The 17156-nt window shown below is 71.6% G+C and carries 17 protein-coding genes; 12 read left to right on the top strand and 5 right to left on the bottom strand.

Annotated elements, in window-relative coordinates; translation table 11 throughout:
• Window positions 1–18 precede the first annotated feature (18 nt).
• From SXIM_RS02875 to SXIM_RS02885, 3 genes are read left to right on the top strand one after another with little or no spacing between them, the layout of a single operon-like run.
• Entirely contained in the window at window positions 19–201 is a 183-nt protein-coding gene (locus SXIM_RS02875) for a hypothetical protein (RefSeq protein WP_046722861.1), read from the top strand.
• The gene (locus SXIM_RS02880) at window positions 198–410 is read left to right on the top strand and encodes a hypothetical protein (RefSeq protein WP_046722862.1); all 213 of its coding nucleotides are present in this window, start codon (window positions 198–200) and stop codon (window positions 408–410) included. The genes SXIM_RS02875 and SXIM_RS02880 overlap by 4 nt, the downstream gene beginning before the upstream one ends.
• The gene (locus SXIM_RS02885) at window positions 407–790 is read left to right on the top strand and encodes a hypothetical protein (RefSeq protein WP_046722863.1); all 384 of its coding nucleotides are present in this window, start codon (window positions 407–409) and stop codon (window positions 788–790) included. Before SXIM_RS02880 ends, SXIM_RS02885 begins: the two co-directional genes overlap by 4 nt.
• 66 nt (window positions 791–856) lie before the next feature.
• Here SXIM_RS02885 and SXIM_RS02890 read toward each other — a convergent pair whose 3' ends face one another.
• Window positions 857–1714 carry an ABC transporter permease gene (locus tag SXIM_RS02890; RefSeq protein WP_030727730.1) on the bottom strand — a complete coding sequence of 286 codons (858 nt, stop codon included), beginning with the start codon at window positions 1712–1714 and terminating at the stop codon, window positions 857–859.
• A complete protein-coding gene (locus SXIM_RS02895; RefSeq protein WP_078846821.1) occupies window positions 1711–4524 on the bottom strand; it encodes an alpha/beta fold hydrolase in 2814 nt (937 codons plus the stop codon). The genes SXIM_RS02890 and SXIM_RS02895 overlap by 4 nt, the downstream gene beginning before the upstream one ends.
• 141 nt (window positions 4525–4665) lie before the next feature.
• Between SXIM_RS02895 and SXIM_RS02900 the strand changes: the two genes are divergently transcribed.
• The 4 genes from SXIM_RS02900 (at window position 4666) to SXIM_RS02915 (ending at window position 8547) form a co-directional block, all read left to right on the top strand.
• Window positions 4666–4893 carry a cation:proton antiporter regulatory subunit gene (locus tag SXIM_RS02900; RefSeq protein WP_030727736.1) on the top strand — a complete coding sequence of 76 codons (228 nt, stop codon included), beginning with the start codon at window positions 4666–4668 and terminating at the stop codon, window positions 4891–4893.
• Window positions 4894–4908: 15 nt separating this feature from the next.
• Entirely contained in the window at window positions 4909–6387 is a 1479-nt protein-coding gene (locus SXIM_RS02905; protein ID WP_030727738.1) for a cation:proton antiporter domain-containing protein, read from the top strand.
• A 68-nt stretch (window positions 6388–6455) separates the two neighbouring features.
• Entirely contained in the window at window positions 6456–6908 is a 453-nt protein-coding gene (locus tag SXIM_RS02910) for a MarR family winged helix-turn-helix transcriptional regulator (RefSeq protein ID WP_030727739.1), read from the top strand.
• Window positions 6909–7020: 112 nt separating this feature from the next.
• Window positions 7021–8547, top strand: a complete 1527-nt coding sequence (locus SXIM_RS02915; RefSeq protein WP_046722866.1) for an MDR family MFS transporter — start codon at window positions 7021–7023, stop codon at window positions 8545–8547.
• A 52-nt stretch (window positions 8548–8599) separates the two neighbouring features.
• Here SXIM_RS02915 and nhaC read toward each other — a convergent pair whose 3' ends face one another.
• A complete protein-coding gene (nhaC, locus tag SXIM_RS02920; protein ID WP_234306762.1) occupies window positions 8600–10090 on the bottom strand; it encodes a Na+/H+ antiporter NhaC in 1491 nt (496 codons plus the stop codon).
• A gap of 144 nt (window positions 10091–10234) precedes the next feature.
• Between nhaC and SXIM_RS02925 the strand changes: the two genes are divergently transcribed.
• The 3 genes from SXIM_RS02925 to SXIM_RS02935 all read left to right on the top strand — a co-directional run bounded on the left by SXIM_RS02925 (window position 10235) and on the right by SXIM_RS02935 (window position 13309).
• Window positions 10235–11173, top strand: coding sequence for a LysR family transcriptional regulator (locus SXIM_RS02925; RefSeq protein WP_030727745.1), 939 nt, complete (start codon window positions 10235–10237; stop codon window positions 11171–11173).
• A 64-nt stretch (window positions 11174–11237) separates the two neighbouring features.
• On the top strand, window positions 11238–12530 hold the full coding sequence (locus tag SXIM_RS02930; RefSeq protein WP_043176933.1) for a flavin-containing monooxygenase: 1293 nt from the start codon (window positions 11238–11240) through the stop codon (window positions 12528–12530).
• Between the two features lie 68 nt (window positions 12531–12598).
• Window positions 12599–13309, top strand: a complete 711-nt coding sequence (locus tag SXIM_RS02935) for an SDR family NAD(P)-dependent oxidoreductase (protein WP_030727749.1) — start codon at window positions 12599–12601, stop codon at window positions 13307–13309.
• A 134-nt stretch (window positions 13310–13443) separates the two neighbouring features.
• Here SXIM_RS02935 and SXIM_RS02940 read toward each other — a convergent pair whose 3' ends face one another.
• Both SXIM_RS02940 and SXIM_RS02945 read right to left on the bottom strand, forming a co-directional pair.
• Complete coding sequence (locus tag SXIM_RS02940; RefSeq protein ID WP_030727752.1) at window positions 13444–13701, bottom strand: DUF397 domain-containing protein; 258 nt, start codon at window positions 13699–13701, stop codon at window positions 13444–13446.
• Between the two features lie 3 nt (window positions 13702–13704).
• The gene (locus SXIM_RS02945) at window positions 13705–14562 is read right to left on the bottom strand and encodes a helix-turn-helix domain-containing protein (protein ID WP_030727754.1); all 858 of its coding nucleotides are present in this window, start codon (window positions 14560–14562) and stop codon (window positions 13705–13707) included.
• A 207-nt stretch (window positions 14563–14769) separates the two neighbouring features.
• Here SXIM_RS02945 and SXIM_RS28475 point away from each other — a divergent pair, with 207 nt between their 5' ends.
• A complete protein-coding gene (locus SXIM_RS28475; protein ID WP_078846822.1) occupies window positions 14770–15249 on the top strand; it encodes an ATP-binding protein in 480 nt (159 codons plus the stop codon).
• An 84-nt stretch (window positions 15250–15333) separates the two neighbouring features.
• A complete protein-coding gene (locus tag SXIM_RS02955; RefSeq protein ID WP_046722867.1) occupies window positions 15334–17133 on the top strand; it encodes a VanW family protein in 1800 nt (599 codons plus the stop codon).
• Window positions 17134–17156: the final 23 nt, after the last annotated feature.

The following is a 17156-nucleotide window of genomic DNA, read 5'->3' on the forward strand; positions in this document are numbered from 1 at the left end:
CATGGCAGGTGAACCCTGGTGCACACCGTGAATCCGGAGCGAGTACAGGACGGCGAGGAGCCGGACGAGGCCGAAGAGCTGCCGCCGGAGGATGACGATCACGCCGAACTGCGGGAGATGGTCCGGCACATCAACGCTTCCAGTGAGACCGGGCTCGGCATCAAGAGCGGTGGCCGGGCGCTCGGTGGGGGTGTGCGGTGAGCGGGTGGCCCGAGGCGGTGGAGATCACCGCCGAGACCGTACTGGTCGGGGATGTGATCTCGGTCGGCGGCCGGCCGCTGGTGGTGGTCGATCTGGTGCTGACGACCCGGGGCGGGCGGCGGCTGGAGTTCGCCACCGGGGAGGCGCTGACGCTGCACTCCCGGTCGCGGCTGAACGCGACCCGCACGAGCGGCCGGGGACGCCGGTGATCACGGCGGCCGGGACCCGGCCCGTCCCACCACGGCTGGGGGACCGCTCGGAGTGGGTACTCGGGCGCTGCTGGCTGTGGTGCGGGAACCGGCACACCTGGGTGCTGTGGCTGGGACAGGCCAGGACCACCGGCCACCACGCCCCGCTGTACGCCTGCGAGGAGTGCGTGGACCGGCTGCACCACACGATCATCGACTACGGCGAGGCCATGACGGACGCGCCGGTGGATGGATCGGGGATACGGGTCCCCCTGTACCTGGCGGCCGATGAGACGCCGTGGCCGGGGCCCGTACGGTATCGGCGCGGACGGCACCGGCGCCCGCGGACGGCGCTCGGCCGGTTGTGGGAACGGGTCATCACGGGGCGTTCCGCGCGCTGAGAAGGCCGCCGGTCCGGGAGCGCGCACGCTCCCGGACCGGTGCCGGCTCCGGAGGCGATGTCCGGTTCAGGAGACGATGTCCTTGGTGCGGAAGCCCCGGAAGGCGAGGGCGAACAGCACCAGCGCGAAGGACACCGACACCGAGGCGCCCTTGAGCATGCCGGTCCACTCCAGTTGCGGCTGGAGAGCGTCCAGCCAGGCGAAGGCCCAGTGGGCGGGCAGGAATTCACGCCAGTCGCCGAGCGCCGTGATGGCGTCCAGGATGTTGCCCACGATGGTGAGGCCGATGGCGCCGCCGACCGCGCCCAGCGGGGCGTCGGTGACCGTGGACAGCCAGAACGCGAGCGCGGCGGTGACCAGTTGGCTCACGAACACATAGCCGGTGATGAGCGCGATCCGGCCCACCGATTCGCCCGCGGCGATGCTGCCGCCGGTGGGCAGCTGGAGCGGTCCCCAGCCGTACGCCGCCGTTCCCACGCCGAGCGCCACCAGGGGCAGCAGCACCATCGCGGCGGCGCTGAACAGCAGTGCCACGGTGAGCTTGCTGGCCAGCAGCCGTGAACGCGGCACCGGCGCGGCCAGCAGATAGCGCAGGGAGGACCAGCCGGCCTCCGAGGCGACGGTGTCGCCGCAGAACAGCGCCACCGGCAGCACCAGCAGGAAGCCGGCGGACAGGAAGAGGCAGGTGATGGCGAAGTTGGGGCCGGAGACGGTCGCCACGTCCATGATGCTGGGCGCGGAACGGTCGGCACGGCCGCCGCCGATGGCGAAGGCGATGGCCACCACGAACGGCAGCGCGATCAGGATGCCCGCCACCACCTGGGTGCGGCGGCGGCGCAGTTGCCGGGCGGCCTCGACCCGCAGCGGGAGGGTGCGGCGGGGGCTGTAGCCGGGGGCGACAACGGTGTCGGTCGAGGCGTTCACGCCGCGCCTCCGATCAGGGTGAGGAAGGCGTCCTCGAGACGGCGGTGCGGGCCGATGGCCGACACCGGGACCTCCAGCCGGACGAGTTCGGGAAGGAGTTCGGTGGAGGTCATGCCGTCCAGCCGGATGAGCAGACCGTCGTCGGTGGGCCGGACGTCGGCCACGCCGGGCAGGTCGGCGATCTTGTCGGTCAGGGCGTCGGGCACCGGGCGGGCGAGGGTGGCCAGCACGGTGTTCCCGGTGCCAGTGATGTCGGCGACGGGGCCCGCCTGGACGAGCTGTCCCCGGTCCATGACGACCAGATGGGTACAGGTCTGTTCCACCTCGGCCAGCAGGTGGCTGGAGACGATCACGGTGCGGCCGGCCTCCGCGTAGCGGATCATCACCTCGCGCATCTCGCGGATCTGCGGCGGGTCCAGGCCGTTGGTGGGCTCGTCGAGGATCAGCAGGTCCGGCAGCCCGAGCATGGCCTGGGCGATGGCGAGCCGTTGCCGCATGCCCTGCGAGTAGGTGCGCACCGCCCGTTCCAGGGCGTCGCCGAGGCCGGCGATCTCCAGCGCCTCTGCCACGTGGGCGTCGGCGGTGGGGCGGCCGGTGGCGCGCCAGTACAGGTCGAGGTTGGCGCGGCCGGAGAGATGGGGCAGGAAGCCGGCGCCCTCGACGAAGGCGCCGACCCGGGAGAGGACCGGGGCGCCGGGGGTGATGCGCTGTCCGAAGACCCGGATCTCCCCGGCGTCGGGGGTGATCAGGCCCATCAGCATGCGCAGGGTGGTGGTCTTGCCCGCCCCGTTGGGGCCGAGCAGGCCGAGGACCTGTCCGCGTTCGACCGAGAAGCCGAGGTCGCGCACGGCGTAGCGGTCGCTGGCGCCCGCGTAGCGCTTGGTGAGACCGGTGATGCGCAGCGGTGCGGGTTCGTTGCCGGCGGGCGTGCCGGTCGCGGCGTCGTCGGCGGCCTTGGCGGGGGCGGGCACCGGTGCGGCGGGCGTGCCGGTCGCGGCGTCCGCCGTCGCGTCGCCGTCCCCGGCGTCGCCGTCCGGCGTGCCGCTCGCCGCGGTGGCCGGGGCCGCGCCGGCGGGCGGCGGCGCGGTCGTGCGGCGGCGGCCGGTGAGCAGCAGGGCGGCGGCGATCGCCGCGGCGATCAGGGGCAGGCCCCAGGTCCACCAGGTGAGGGTGGCCGGCAGCAGGGTGGCCTGCGGCGCGGTGGGGACGGTCAGGGCCTGGTCGCCGGCCAGGGCCACGGTGTGGACGGCGGGGGCGGCCGGGGAGGCGTAGCCGAGGTCGGTGGTGGAGACCACCAGCCGCATGCGGTGGCCCGCTTCGAAGGGGTAGTCGATGGCGGGGAGCGGCAGGTCGGCGGTGGTGCCCTCCCCGTCGGTGCCGCTCACCCGCACGGGGGTGACGAGCTGGGCGGGCAGCGACTGGGTGCTGCCGTCCGGGGAGACGTCGTACACCTTGAGGAAGAGCACCGCCTCGGGGGCGTCCGAGGCGATGTGCAGGCGGACGCCGGGCGAGCCGGTGACCCGGACGGTGTCGGTCAGCGGCGCGGAGTCGAAGGTCGCGGTCTGGCCGGGGAAGTCCAGGGCCAGGCCCAGGCCGAGGGTGGACAGTCCGCTGAGCGAGCCGAGGCCGGGGACGGCGGAGATCGAGGGCGGGGTGCCGCCGGCCGGGTTGGTGAAGGTCTGGGGCTCGCCGCTCAGCTCCACCTGGCGCGGGTCGCCGTGCAGGCCGGGGTAGGTGTCGGCCTCGGCGCCGCGCAGGTTGGTGTCGCCGTTGGTGGTGTCGATGCCGGAGATGCGGGTGACCCGGAAGGCCGGTCCGGTGTCGGTGCCCTCCTCGCCCTTGAGGTAGTGGTCGAACCAGGCGGTGACGCGGTCCTGGACCCGGCCGCTCTCGGAGACGCCGCCGTCGTGTCCCGCCCAGGTCCAGTCGACGGCGACCGGGGCGCCGTTGGCCTCGATGGCCTCGGCCATGGCGTCGGCGTGGTCCAGGGGGAAGAGTGAGTCGTGCTGGCCCTGCACGATGAGGGCGGGGACGTCGATGCGGTCGGCGACGGCGGAGGGGCTGCGCTCGGTGAGCAGCGCGGTGGCCTCGTCGTCGGGGGCGCCGGCGACGGCGACGCGTTCGTACATCGCGCACAGTTCGGCGGCGAAGTTCCCGCAGCCGGGGGCGCCGTTCTCGCTCGCGCCGGTGGCGAAGAAGATCCCGGCCCACAGCTTCTTGAAGACGCCGTCGGGGAAGAGCGCGTCGGCGAGGTTCCAGTAGGTGATGCGGGGCGCGATGGCGTCGACCCGGTCGTCGTACCCGGCGGCCAGCAGCGAGATGGCGCCGCCGTACGAGTCGCCGCTGATGCCGACCCGGGGGTCGCCCTCGGCGTCGAGCTGGACCTCGGGCTGCTGGGCGAGCCAGTCGATGAGGCGGCTGACGTCGGCGACCTCGGCCTCGGGGTCGTTCAGGCCGATCTGCCCGCCGGAGTCGCCGAAGCCGCGCGCGGACCAGGTGAGGACCGCGTAGCCGTCGCGGGCGAGTGCCTCGGCCTGGCCGCGCAGGTCGTGCTTGCTGCCGCCGAAGCCGTGGGCCAGCAGGACGGCGGGGCGGGGGGTGCCCGGGTCGCCGGAGGTGAAGTAGGAGGTGTCGATCCCTATGGAGTCACCGTCCGCGTCCGGCATCTGGGCCATCCGGTCCTGGCGGTGCACCTGGGGCCCGCTGTCCCCTGCGGCGACGGTCCAGGTGCCGGCTCCGACGAGGACGGCGGCCAGGGCTGCGGCACCCGCGAGCAGCCGCCCGCGCCGCCATGGCCTAGGAGGGGTCATGGGCACGGGGTTCCTTCCACGGGCGGATCACCAACCTAACCGATCACCCGGAGGGACCCCGCCCGCCCCCTGCTGGTTGATTCGCCGGGTGATACTCGGGGGACATTACGGATCATCACGGGCTATTCCGGGAGGCCGGGCATGGGTCAGGGTGTGCACGTCACGGATCTGCCGGGGGTCGGGAAGCGGTACGACATCGATCTGGAGCGCGAGGACGAGCGGGTCTCGGTGGTGATCAGGTCCGGCGGGATGCGTGATCTGTACGTCTTCACCTCCCGCTCCGCCGACCCGACGGCGGTCCTGGAGCTGACGGAGGAGCAGGCCCGCAAGGTCGGGGCGGTGCTGTCGGCGACCTTCTTCGAGTCGTGAGGAGGCGGCGGGCGGGTGCCGGAAGCTGATCTGCTCGGCCTGGGTGCCGCCGTACTGGTCGCGGGGCTGCTGGCGCGGCTGGCCCGCCGGTACGGGCTTCCGTCCGTGCCCTGCTACATGCTGGTGGGTATCGCGCTGGGCCCCGGTACACCGGGCCCGGTACTGATCTCCCACCCGGACGATCTGGCCCTGATCGCCGCGCTCGGGCTGGTGCTGCTGCTCTTCCACCTGGGCGTGGAGTTCCCGGTGGACGAGGTGCTGGGCGGCGGGCGCCGCCTGGTGGTGGCGGCGGGCTGCTACATCGGGCTGAACATGACGGCCGGGCTGCTCTTCGGCTTCGCGCTGGGCTGGGGCGCGTCCTCGGCGCTGGTGATCGCCGGGGCGCTGGGCATCTCCTCGTCCGCGATCGTCACCAAGCTGCTGATCGAGCTGCACCGGCTGACCAACGCGGAGACCCCGGTGATCCTGGGGATCATCGTGCTGGAGGACCTGTTCCTCGCCTTCTATCTGGCGCTGCTCGCCCCCGTGCTGTCGGCCGGTGACACCCCGGGCCGGATCGCCCGGGACGTCGCCATCAGCTTCGGGATGCTGGCCGGGCTGCTGCTGGTGGCGCGGTTCGGGGCCCGGGCGGTGGGGCGGGTGCTGGACTCCCGGGAGGACGAGGTGCTGGCGGTGGTCACCATCGGTCTGGTGGTGCTGGTGGCCGGGACCTCGCAGGAGGCGGGGGTCTCGGACGCCGTCGGGGCGCTGCTGACGGGTCTGGTGGTCTCCCGCACGCGGCTGCGGGAGCGGGTGGAGCGGCTGGTGACACCGCTGCGGGACGTGTTCGCGGCGGTGTTCTTCGTGGCGTTCGGGCTGAGCATCGACACCGGACACCTGGGCGCGGTGGCGGTGCCGGTGGCGCTGGCCGTCGTGGTGACCGTGGTCGCCAATCTGAGCGCGGGCATCGTCACGGCGCGGCTGTTCGGCTTCAACCAGCGCGGCGCGGCCAACATCGGGCTGACGGTGCTGGGGCGCGGCGAGTTCTCGCTGATCCTGGCCACGCTCGCGCTGGCGGCCGGCCTGGACTCGCGGATCGGCCCGTTCGTGGCGCTGTACGTCCTGGTGCTGGCGGTGCTCAGTCCACTGTTCGCGGCGCGTTCGCGCTATCTGGCGCGGGTGATGCCGGACTGGCTGCTGCGCCGTGACTGGACGTATGTGCGTGAGGAGACGATCAGCACCTCCTGCACGCATCTGGATCAGATCCGGGTCACCGAGACGGATGCCGAGGAGTGCCCGGAGTGCGTGGCCACCGGGAGCGACTGGGTCGCGCTGCGGCTGTGCATGACCTGCGGTTACGTGGGGTGCTGCGACGACTCCCCGCACCGGCACGCCAGCACCCACGCGGCCCGGGCGCGCCATCCGATCATCCAGTCGGCGCAGCCGGGTGAGGACTGGCGCTGGTGTTTCATCGACGAGACCCTGGTGCGGGCGCCGCTGGGCACCAAGCGCTGACGAAGCGCCGGTCAAGCTTTCACCAAAGCATTTACATGTAGCAAGCAACTTGTCGTACGGTCGAATCCGTGACCGAGCATGCGACGAGCTCCTACGCGGAGCTGGGCCGCCATCTGTGGGCCGTGGGAGCGATCAACCGGGAGATGGGGCGATCCCTGCCGCACGACTGTCCCCCGGCGACGCTGGCGTTGATCTCGATCCTGGCGCGGAAGGGGGAACTGCGCATGGGCGGGCTCGCCGACCTGATCGGCGTCGACATCTCGGTCGCCAGCCGCTACGCGACCCACGCGGTGGAGCGCGGCTGGGTGGAGCGCACGCCGGACCCGGACGACAAACGGTCCCGGCTGCTGCGGGTGACCGACAGCGGCGAGGAGCTGCTGGCCGAGCTGTCCGAGCGCTACGCCGAGGCCCTGTCCCGCTATCTCGCCGACTGGTCGGACACCGACGTCAGACACCTCATTGAACTGCTGATCCGCCTGCGGACGAGCTTCGACAGCTGCCGCGCCAAGCCGGCGGAGTAACCAACCAGGGAAGAAGCACCCGAAGCGTATGTCCTCACCTCGTCCTGCCCCCGCGCGTCACGACGCCGCCCCCGCCGCCGCCCCGCCCGAGGCCGCGCCGGAGGGCGCCGCCATGACGCACCGGGAGATCCTGCGGGCGCTGTCCGGGCTGCTGCTCGGCATGTTCGCCGCCATCCTCTCCTCCACCATCGTCACCAACGCGCTGCCGCACATCATCGCGGACCTCGGCGGCGGCCAGAGCGCGTACACCTGGGTCATCACCGCGACCCTGCTGGCCATGACGGCCTCCATGCCGCTGTGGGGCAAGCTGGCCGACCTCTTCAACAAGAAGCTGCTGATCCAGCTGGCGCTGATCATCTACATCACCGGCTCGGTGATCGCCGGGCTCTCGCAGAACTCCGCGACGCTGATCGGCGTACGGGTGGTGCAGGGCATCGGCGTGGGCGGACTCGCCGCGCTGGCGCAGATCATCATGGCCGCCATGACCACCCCGCGCGAGCGCGGCCGGTACGGCGGTTACTTCGGCGCCACCTTCGCCGCCGCGACCGTCTCCGGGCCGCTGATCGGCGGGGTCATCACCGACACCCCGGGGCTCGGCTGGCGCTGGTGCTTCTACATCGGGGTGCCGATAGCCGCGGTCGCCCTGGTGGTGCTCCAGCGCACGCTGAAGCTGCCGGTGGTCCGGCGCAAGGTGCGCATCGACTGGCTGGGCGCGCTGCTGCTGTCCGGCGCCGTCTCCCTGCTGCTGATCTGGATCACGCTGGCCGGCGACTCGTACGCCTGGGCCTCGTGGCAGACGGCCGTGATGACCGGAGGCTCGGTGGTGCTGGGCCTGCTGTTCGTGCTGGCCGAGTCGCGGGCCAGTGACCCGATCATGCCGCTGCGGCTGTTCCGGGACCGTACGATCACGCTCTCCTCGCTGGCGTCCCTGTTCGTGGGGATCGCGATGTTCAGCGGCACGGTGTTCTTCAGCCAGTACTTCCAGCTGGCGCGCGGCGAGTCCGCGACCATGTCGGGAGTCATGACGATCCCGATGATCCTGGGTCTGTCGGTCTCCTCCACCGTCTCGGGGCGGATGATCTCGCGCACCGGGCAGTGGAAGAACTGGCTGGTCGCGGGCGGTCTGCTGATCAGCTCCGGGATGCTGCTGCTGGGCACCATCCGGTTCGACACCGCGTACTGGCAGGTCGCCGTCTTCATGACGCTGCTGGGTCTGGGCATCGGCATGATGATGCAGAACCTGGTGCTGGCCTCGCAGAACCAGGTGCAGCCCTCCGACCTGGGCGCGGCCAGCTCGGTGGTGAACTTCTTCCGTTCCTTCGGCGGCGCCCTGGGCGTCGCGGCGCTGGGCGCGGTGCTCGCCAACCGGGTGAGTCAGTACACCCGGGAAGGGCTGGCGCAGCTCGGCGTGGACGCCGGTGATGGAGCCGTCGGGGGCGGCGGCATCCCGGACCTGAGCCAGCTCCCCGACCCGCTGCGGGCGGTGCTGGAGACGGCGTACGGGCACGGGGTCGGGGACGTGTTCCTCTTCGGCGCCCCGGCGGCGGTGCTGGCCTTCGTGATCACGCTGTTCATCAAGGAGGTCGCGCTGCGCGGCAGCCAGCAGGCGCCGCAGGCGAGCGGGACCGCCTCCTCCTGAGCGGCGGCGGTGCCGGGAGGAGACGGTCCGGTGGCGGGTGCGGGCCCCTGGATCAGCGGGTGGAGGCGGCGGGCGCGTGGGGCGCGGACACCGGCCCCTCCCCCGCCTCCCCGTCCGGCTCCCGCTCCCCGGACCGCTCGGCGCGGGGCACCTTCCAGCCGGTGATCGCGTACAACAGCGAGAACGCCATCGACAGGAAGACGAAGAAGTAGAACGGCAGATACGTCAGGGTGGACACACCCAGCACCCCGGCGACGAAGACCCCGCCGCTGGACCACGGGAAGACCGGGTCGTTCGCGGTGCCGGAGTCCTCCAGGATCCGGGAGAGATTCCTGGGGTCGAGGCCGAACTTGTGGTACAGCGGCAGCAGCAGCGAGCCGGACATCACGGCGGCGAAGCTGAACGAGCCGCCCAGCGCCACCAGCGCGGGCACCAGGAAGATGCTGGTCACCATCAGCCGGCGGGGTGTGGTGATCCAGCGCAGCGTCGGGGTGATCAGCGCCAGCAGCATCCCGGAGCCGGTGAGCAGTCCGGCCATCCCGATGGCGAACAGGAACAGGGCCACCATGCCCATCATGGACATGACGCCGCCGCCGGAGACCAGGGAGTCGACGGTGGCGGTGCCGGTCTCCATGACGAAGCCGTTGTAGAGAACCGACAGGGTGTCGCTGACGGAGGCACCCTGGTACAGCACCGCCACCAGGGCCCCGGCGAGCGCGCCGACGAAGATCGAGGGCCAGGCCGGTTTGCGCATCAGCAGCAGCACCAGGACCACGACGATCGGCAGGAACGCCGGCAGGCCCAGGGAGAAGTTCTCCGACAGGGCCGCGTTGATGGCCTCGGCCTCGGCGACGGAGCCCCGGCCGTGCGAGGTGGTGAACCCCAGCACCGTGAAGATGCCGCCGCACAGCAGGATGGTGGGGACGGTGGTCCAGGTCAGATGCCGGATGTGGCGGGTGAGGTCGGTGCCCACCAGGGCGGCGTTGAGGTTGGTCGAGTCGGAGAACGGGGACATCTTGTCGCCGAAGTAGGCGCCGCAGACGATGGCGCCGGCGGTCATCGCCACCGGGTAGCCCATCCCCTCCCCCACCCCCATCATGGCGACGCCGACCGTGCCGATGGTGCCCCAGGAGGTCCCGGTGGCCATCGACGCGAGAATGCACAGCAGCAGCGTGGTGGGCAGGAAAAGCTGCGGGGAGAGCACCGACAGGCCCAGGTGCACGAGGGCGGGGATGGTGCCGGATTCCGCCCAGGAGCCGATGAGCGCGCCCACCGCCATCAGAATCATGATGAGACCGAGCACGCTGCGTATCGCTCGGAATGCGAAATTCTCGGCGTCATCGAAGCTGTACCCCAGACGCATCACCAGGGGGACCAGCGCGACCATGGAAATGAACAGCAGCAGCTGGATATCCGCGTCGAATCCCAGGGATCCGACGAGAAGTATGGCGACAACGATAAGGACGGAACCGGCGGCATAGGCAAATCCCGGCTCCTTCGCGGTGGCCGCCGTCGCCGGTTCCCCGGAGGTCTGCGTACTCATGAGAGGCACCACTTTCGCTTTCCGCACCCGGAGACGCGTTACCAATAAATTAACGGGTGGGGTGTCTTTGATAGACCGGTACGCTACGGGCAGCCTGGCCCCCGGCACAGTCTCAATCCACAGCGCTTCCTCAAGGGATCACCTATGGCACAGCCGACCCTGATGCAGTTGAGCTACTTTCTGGCGGCGGTCAGCCATGGCTCCTTCTCCGCGGCGGCCGATGCCCTGCACATCGCCCAGCCGAGCCTGTCCGAGCAGATCAGACGCCTGGAGCACACGCTGGGTGTGGTGCTGTTCACCCGCACCAACCGCCGCCTGCAACTGACCGACGCCGGCCGTACGCTGCTGCCGCACGCCGAGCGCACCCTGGCCGATGTCCGCGAGCTGGGACAGGCGGTGCGCGAGGTGCGCACCCTGTCCGGCGGCACCGTCTCCTTCGGTGCCTTCAACAGCGCGCACCTGTATCTGCTCACCCCGCTCATCCGCGACTTCCACGAGCAGTACCCGCAGGTGCTGGTGCGGGTGGTCGGGCTGAACTCCGCCGAGGTCGCCGACGCGGTGCGCGGCGGCGAGCTGGAGGCGGGACTGGTCCAGCTGCCGATCAAGGACCACGGCCTCTCGGTGGGAGCGCCGGTCCTCACCGACACCGTGGTGTACGTCAGCGCCGACCCGGAGCGGGCCCGGGTGCCGGTCGGCATCGAGGCGCTGGCCGCCGCCCCGCTGGTGCTCTCCGAAGCCCGCTGGGAGGACGAGGACCCGCTGCGCCGGGCGCTGACCGAACGCGCCCAGCGGGCAGGGGTGACGCTGCGCCCGTACGCCGAGGTGGAGTTCCAGACGCACGCGGTGGAGCTGGCCGCGCACGGGGTCGGCGACTCGCTGGTGTCCTATCTGGTGGCCCGCTCCCAGGGGTACACGCGGCGCCTGCACTGGGCCCAGCTGGACCCGCCCGTGGAGGAGCACTTCGCCTTCATCACCCGCTCCGGCGGAGCGCTCTCCCCGGCCACCCGGATGTTCATGAAGATCGCGCACAAGCACATCGCGGCCCTCCAGCGGCGCGCGAAGCGCGGCCTGGCCCAAGGCTGAGGCTATCGATGGTGCTGTAAATCAAGCATTTACCGGAGATGGCCGCTGTCGTGATACTCCGCACATGGGAACCAATCACCGACAGCGGGTGTGCGTCATCGGCGCCGGGGCCGCCGGGCTCGAAGCGCTGCGGGTGCTGCGGGCCGAGGGCCTGGAGGTGGACTGCTTCGAACGCACCGGGCGTGTGGGCGGCCACTGGCACACCGACTACGAGGCGCTGCACCTGATCACACCGCGCGGCAGTTCGGGCTTCGAGGGCGCGCCGATGCCCGCCGACTATCCGCTCTTCCCCAGCCGGGACCAGGTACGGGACTACCTGGAGGACTTCGCCGACCGGGAAGGGCTGCGCCCGCACATCACCCTCGACACCGAGATCACCGCGGTGGAACGCGAGCCGGAGGGCCCGGGCTGGCTGGTGCGCACGGCGGACGGGACGGAGCGGGCGTACGACGCCGTGGTGGTCGCCAACGGCCACCACTGGGACCCCAGACTGCCCAAGGCCGCCGCCGACTTCGCGGGCCGTTCGCTGCACTCCGGCGAGTACCGCAACACCGGGGACATCGACGGCGAGCGGGTCCTGGTCGTCGGCTCGGGCAACTCGGGCTGCGATCTGGCGGTGGACGCCGCCAACGCCCGGCTGCGCACCGACATATCGGTGCGCAACGGCCATGTGTTCCAGCCCAAGACGTTCTTCGGGCGGCCGCGCAACGAACTGCCGCTGGTCCCCCGGCTGCCGGGCCGCCTCGCCGAGCGGGTGACCAGGACCCTGGTGAAGATCTCGGTGGGCACGGCCGAGCGTTACCCGGGGCTGCCCACCCCGGCCACCGAGAACCTCAACGAGCAGCTGCCGGTGGTCAACGAGCTGCTGCTGTACTGGATCCAGCACGGCCGGATCGCGGTCCGGCCCGGCATCGAGGCCATCGAGGGCCGCACGGTGCGCTTCACGGACGGCACCCGGCGTGAGTACGACACGGTGCTGTGGGCCACCGGCTTCCGGGTGAGCCTGCCATTCCTGCCGCCCGAGCTGCTGACCTGGCAGGGCGGAGCACCGTTGCGCACGGCGGGACTGACCGTGCCGACCGGAGTGCCGGGACTGTACTTCGTCGGTCTCGCGAGCCCGCGCGGGCCGCAGTTCCCGGTGTTCTCCGCGCAGTCGCGCCTGGTCGCCCGGCTGATCACGCTGACCGACCGGCTCTCGGGCCGGCTCGCCCGGCCGCTGCCGGACGTCCTGGAGCGCCGGTTCGGCGCCGATGACCGGATCGACATCCTGCGGCCGGTGTGGAGCGAGCAGATGCGACGGGTCAACCGCTTCCTGGACGACCTGGAGCGCGGCGCCCGCGCGCGGGGGATCCGGTGAACCACGACACGAGGCGCACGACAGCGACGACCCACACGAGCACGAACACGAACGCGAGGGAGAGCACCGTGGACAGGACCGTACTGGTGACCGGCGCCGCCAGCGGCATGGGACAGTCGGTGGCACGGCGGTTCGCCGCCGGGGGCTGGCAGGTGCTGGCCGTGGACCGGGACGCCGCCGCGCTGGCCGAGGGCGCGCGCGAGGTCGGCGAGTCGTTCATCCCGCTGGCCGCCGACGTCACCGACCGGGCCGGGCTCCAGCAGGGCCTGATCGGCGCCCTGGGCACCGCCTCGCTGCGTGCCGTGGTCAACGCCGCCGGCGTCTACCCGCCCACCCGCCTCGATGACTTCACCGAGGAGCTGTACCGGCGGATCTTCGACGTGAACGTGCTCGGCACGCTGAATGTGACGGCCGTGACCACCCCGCTGCTCGCGGCGGCCGGCGGCGGCGCGGTGGTGAACTTCGCCTCGGTGGACGCCTTCGCGGTCTCCCCCGGGCAGTTGCTGTACAGCGCGTCGAAGGCGGCGGTGGTCTCGCTCACCAAGTCCCTCGCCATCGAGCTGGCACCGGACAACATCACGGTGAACGCCGTCGCTCCGGGCTGGGTGGACACCCCGGGCAACGCGGCGACCGGACGGATGGCGGACGTGGCGCAGAACATCCCGCTGCGGCGGGTGGCCCGTCCCGAGGAGATCGCCGACTGGGTGTGGGCACTGGTGCACGGCGGCTACGTGACCGGCGAGTCGCTGGTGATCGCGGGCGGCAGCGTCATGCGGTGACAGGTGCCGCCCGCAGGAACACGGCGGGGCCGCGCGGCCGCGGCACTGCGCCCGCCGTCCGGTCCGGCCCCGCGAGGGCCGGACCGGGGGCTCACCGGCGGGGGCGGCCGGGGCCGCGCCCCCGGGACCGGTGCTCAGGTCAGCAGGAAGTCCGCCTCGCCGTGCTTGGCGCCACGGATGAAGGTCTCGATCTCGTGCGGGGTGTAGATCAGCGCCGGGCCCTCGGGGTCGGTGGACTGACGCAGGGCCACCCGGCCGTCGGCCAGTTTCATGGCTTCCACGCAGTTGCCGCCATTGGTACCGCTCCAGGGCTTGCGCCAGCCCGCGTTGCCGAGTTCCTTGGCGGGCATCCCGTTGTAGATGTGGGGGGGAGGAGAGGGCGATATACCCATGAGTCACAGCTCCTTGCGAATCTCACCGAGGATGGCCACGGTGTCCTGTACAGACGCGGCCTGCGCGCCCATGCGGTCCAGCACCTCCAGATAGGCGATGGTGTCGGGGCGTTCATCGTGGTACACCGCACCGGTGAGGCTCTCGGTGTAGATGATGTCCGGCAGCTCCGGGATCTCGAACCGGAACAGCTGGAAGGGCCCGAACATGCCGGGGTGGGGCCCGGCACTGAACGGCATGATCTGTAGCGTCACGTTCGGCAGGGACGTGATCTTGAGCAGATGGTCGATCTGCTCCCGCATGACGGCCGGATCCGGCAGCCGTCTGCGCAGTACGTGTTCCTCCATGACCGCCCACACCAGCGGCGGCCTGGTGCGGGTGAGCAGATCCGCGCGCTCCATGCGCAGCGCGACCCGGCGGTCCAGTTCCTCCTCGCTGCCGTGCGGGAAGCCGGTCCGCAGCAGCTCGCGGGCGTAGGCGGGGGTCTGCAGCAGTCCGGGAACGCAGTGCGGTTCGTAGGACCTGATGAGGCGGGCCTCGCCCTCCAGGGAGACGTAGAGGCTGAACCAGTCGGGCAGCACGTCGCGGAAGTTGTGCCACCAGCCGGGCTGGTTGGCCTCCTCGACCAGGGTGAGAAAGGCGTCCGCCTCCGCGCCGCCGACCCCGTACCGCTCCAGCAGCGCCTTCACGTACAGCGGTTTGAGGCCGACCTCGGCCTTCTCCATGCGCCGCACGGTGGTGGTGTTGACGCTCAGCGCCTTGGCGGCGTCCGCGAAGGTGCAGTCGGCCCGCTCACGCAGATCCCGGAGGCGCAGACCGAGGACGATCTGTCCCACGGTCGGCCCCGAGCGCGCTTCCGCCACGGTGTCTCCTCCAGCGCCCTGTCAGCCACGCCTTGTTGGTGTACGCAATGCGACCGGTCCCGGCCCTCAGGGCGTAAGTGTGCCACAGCGGTAATGGCATCGACAGAGATCGCTTCGCGTTCTGCGAATCGCAGAACTCCCCTTGCGCTCTGCGCACATCAGAGCTCATAGTGAACACGTGACCCGGCTCACGCTGGCCCCGGTTCCATGGAAGGCGCACCCGCTCGTGTTCTCATCCCCCCGCACGACGCCGCTCCCGGTATCCCTCCCGCTCCCCGCCACGCCCCTGGCGGACCCCCCGGGAGAGAGATTCGAGCTGCCGTCCCGACCGGCCTCGGTCGCCGCCGCGCGGGAGGTCGTACGGCACCGGCTGAGCGGCTGGGGGTGCCGCGCGACCTGATCGACACCGGGCGCCTGGTGATCTCCGAGCTGGTCACCAACGCGCTGCTGCACACGGACAGCGAGCGCATCGTGTGCCGGATCGAGCGCCGCGGATTCCAGGTGCGGATCGAGGTCGCCGACCAGGGGCCCGGCATCGACCCCTGTGCGCCGCGCTGCTGCCCGGCGGATCCGGACGCCGAGGGCGGGCGCGGACTGCTGCTGCTGGACGCGATGGCCACCCGGTGGGGTGTGATCTCTCCCGACCAGGGCGCCGGATGTACGGTCTGGGCGGAAATCGCCCCCTGATTCGCAGCCGGGACGTTTTGCTAGTGTCCCTGGCGTCAGTGGCCTCACCCGGGGCCCCGTCCGCAGCAGCCATCGGGGAGATCCGTGTCGTACTCCATACCCCCGCCGCCGGCCCAGCCACCCACGGTGCACCGGCGGGGCGTCGGGCGTCGGCTCGCGGCCGTTCCCCGGCCGGTGCTGATCAGCGGCGTGGCGTTCCTCGCGCTGGTGTCCGCCGGGGTCACCGGGTATCTGCTGATGGGCGACGGCATCGCCGAGGGCACCACCGTGCAGGGGGTGGACATCGGCGGGCTCTCCGCGCAGGAGGCGCGCGAGAAGCTGGAACGTGAGCTGGGCGCGCTGGGCGAGACGCCGCTGACCGTCGTCATCGGCGAGGGAGCGGACGAGGGCGCCGACGCGGACTCCCAGGAAGCCGATGTCCATGAGCTGGCGCCCGCCGAGGCCGGGCTCTCGCTCGACTTCGAGGCGACCGTCGCCCAGGCCGCCGACCCCTCCCTGCTGGACCGCCTCCTGGGGCGCGGCGGCGGCGAGATCGAGCTGCTGGTGCACCAGGACGAGGAGCGGGGCCGGGCCGCGCTCACCGAGCTGGCGGAGGACTCCGACAGCACGGTCCGCGAGGGCGCCATCACCTTCGCCGAGGGGGAGCCCGAGGTCACCCAGCCGCGCGCCGGGGTGGCGCTGGACGTGGAGGGCTCACTGGGCCGGCTGCGCGAGGGCTACCCGGCCGCCACCGGCGACGCCGCCCAGCCGGTGCCGCTGCCGGTGACCCGCGCCGAGCCGCTCACCGGGCCGGCGGAGATCGAGCGGGCCCTGGAGGAGTTCGCCGAACCGGCCGTGTCGGGCCCGGTCCTGCTCACCGCGGGCGAGCGGACCCTGACCATCTCCCCCGAGCTCATCGGCGACCACCTCACCCTGTCCGCCGACGGCTCCGGCGCCCTGCTGCCGGAGTTCGACGGCGCGGCGCTGGGCTCCGACGAACGTCTCGACGCGGCGGTCGCGGCGGTGGAGACCGAACCGGTGGAGGCCACGCTGCGGCTGGAGGGCGGCGACGTGGTGGCGGCGAGCCCCGGCAGCGTGGGTTCCACGGTCAGCCGGGAGGCCATCGGCCCGGCCGTCGAGCCGCTGCTGTTCGCGACCGGTGAGGCCGCCCGTACCGCGCCGGTGGCCACCGAGGAGGTGGAGCCCACCATCAGCCCGGCGAACTACAAGGACCTGGGCATCGTGGAGGAGATGTCCTCCTTCACCGTGAACTTCGACGCCGCTCCGTACCGGATCACCAACATCGGGCGGGCCGCCGAGCTGATCAACGGCTCGGTGGTGGCGCCGGGCGACGAGTGGAGCTTCAACCGCACGGTCGGCGAACGCACCGAGGAGAACGGCTTCGTCGAGGGGATCATCATCCTCGACGACCAGTACACCACCGCGCAGGGCGGCGGGGTCTCGGCGGTGGCCACCACCATGTTCAACGCGATGTTCTTCGCCGGGGTCAAGCCGGTGGAGTACGGCGCGCATTCGTTCTACATCGAGCGCTATCCGGAGGGCCGGGAGGCCACCGTCGCCTGGGGCAGCCTGGATCTGCGCTTCCTCAACGACTCGGGCAACACCATCTACATCCTCGCCTCCTCCACCGACACCTCGGTGACCATCACCTTCCTCGGTACCAAGCGCTACGACGAGGTCCGCTCGGAGACCGGTCCGCGCACCAACGTGAAGGAGCCGGGCAGCCGGGAGGGGGCGGAGGGCGACGAGTGCGTCCCGCAGCCGCCGCTGGAGGGCTTCGACGTGGAGGTGACCCGGATCTTCGTCAACGGCGGTGCGGAGGCCGGGCGCGAGACGTACAACACCACGTACGTCCCGCGCGACGAGGTGGTCTGCGAGGGCTGAACCGCCCCACCGGGGCCCGGGGC

Source organism: Streptomyces xiamenensis (genome assembly GCF_000993785.3).
GTDB lineage: Bacteria > Actinomycetota > Actinomycetes > Streptomycetales > Streptomycetaceae > Streptomyces > Streptomyces xiamenensis.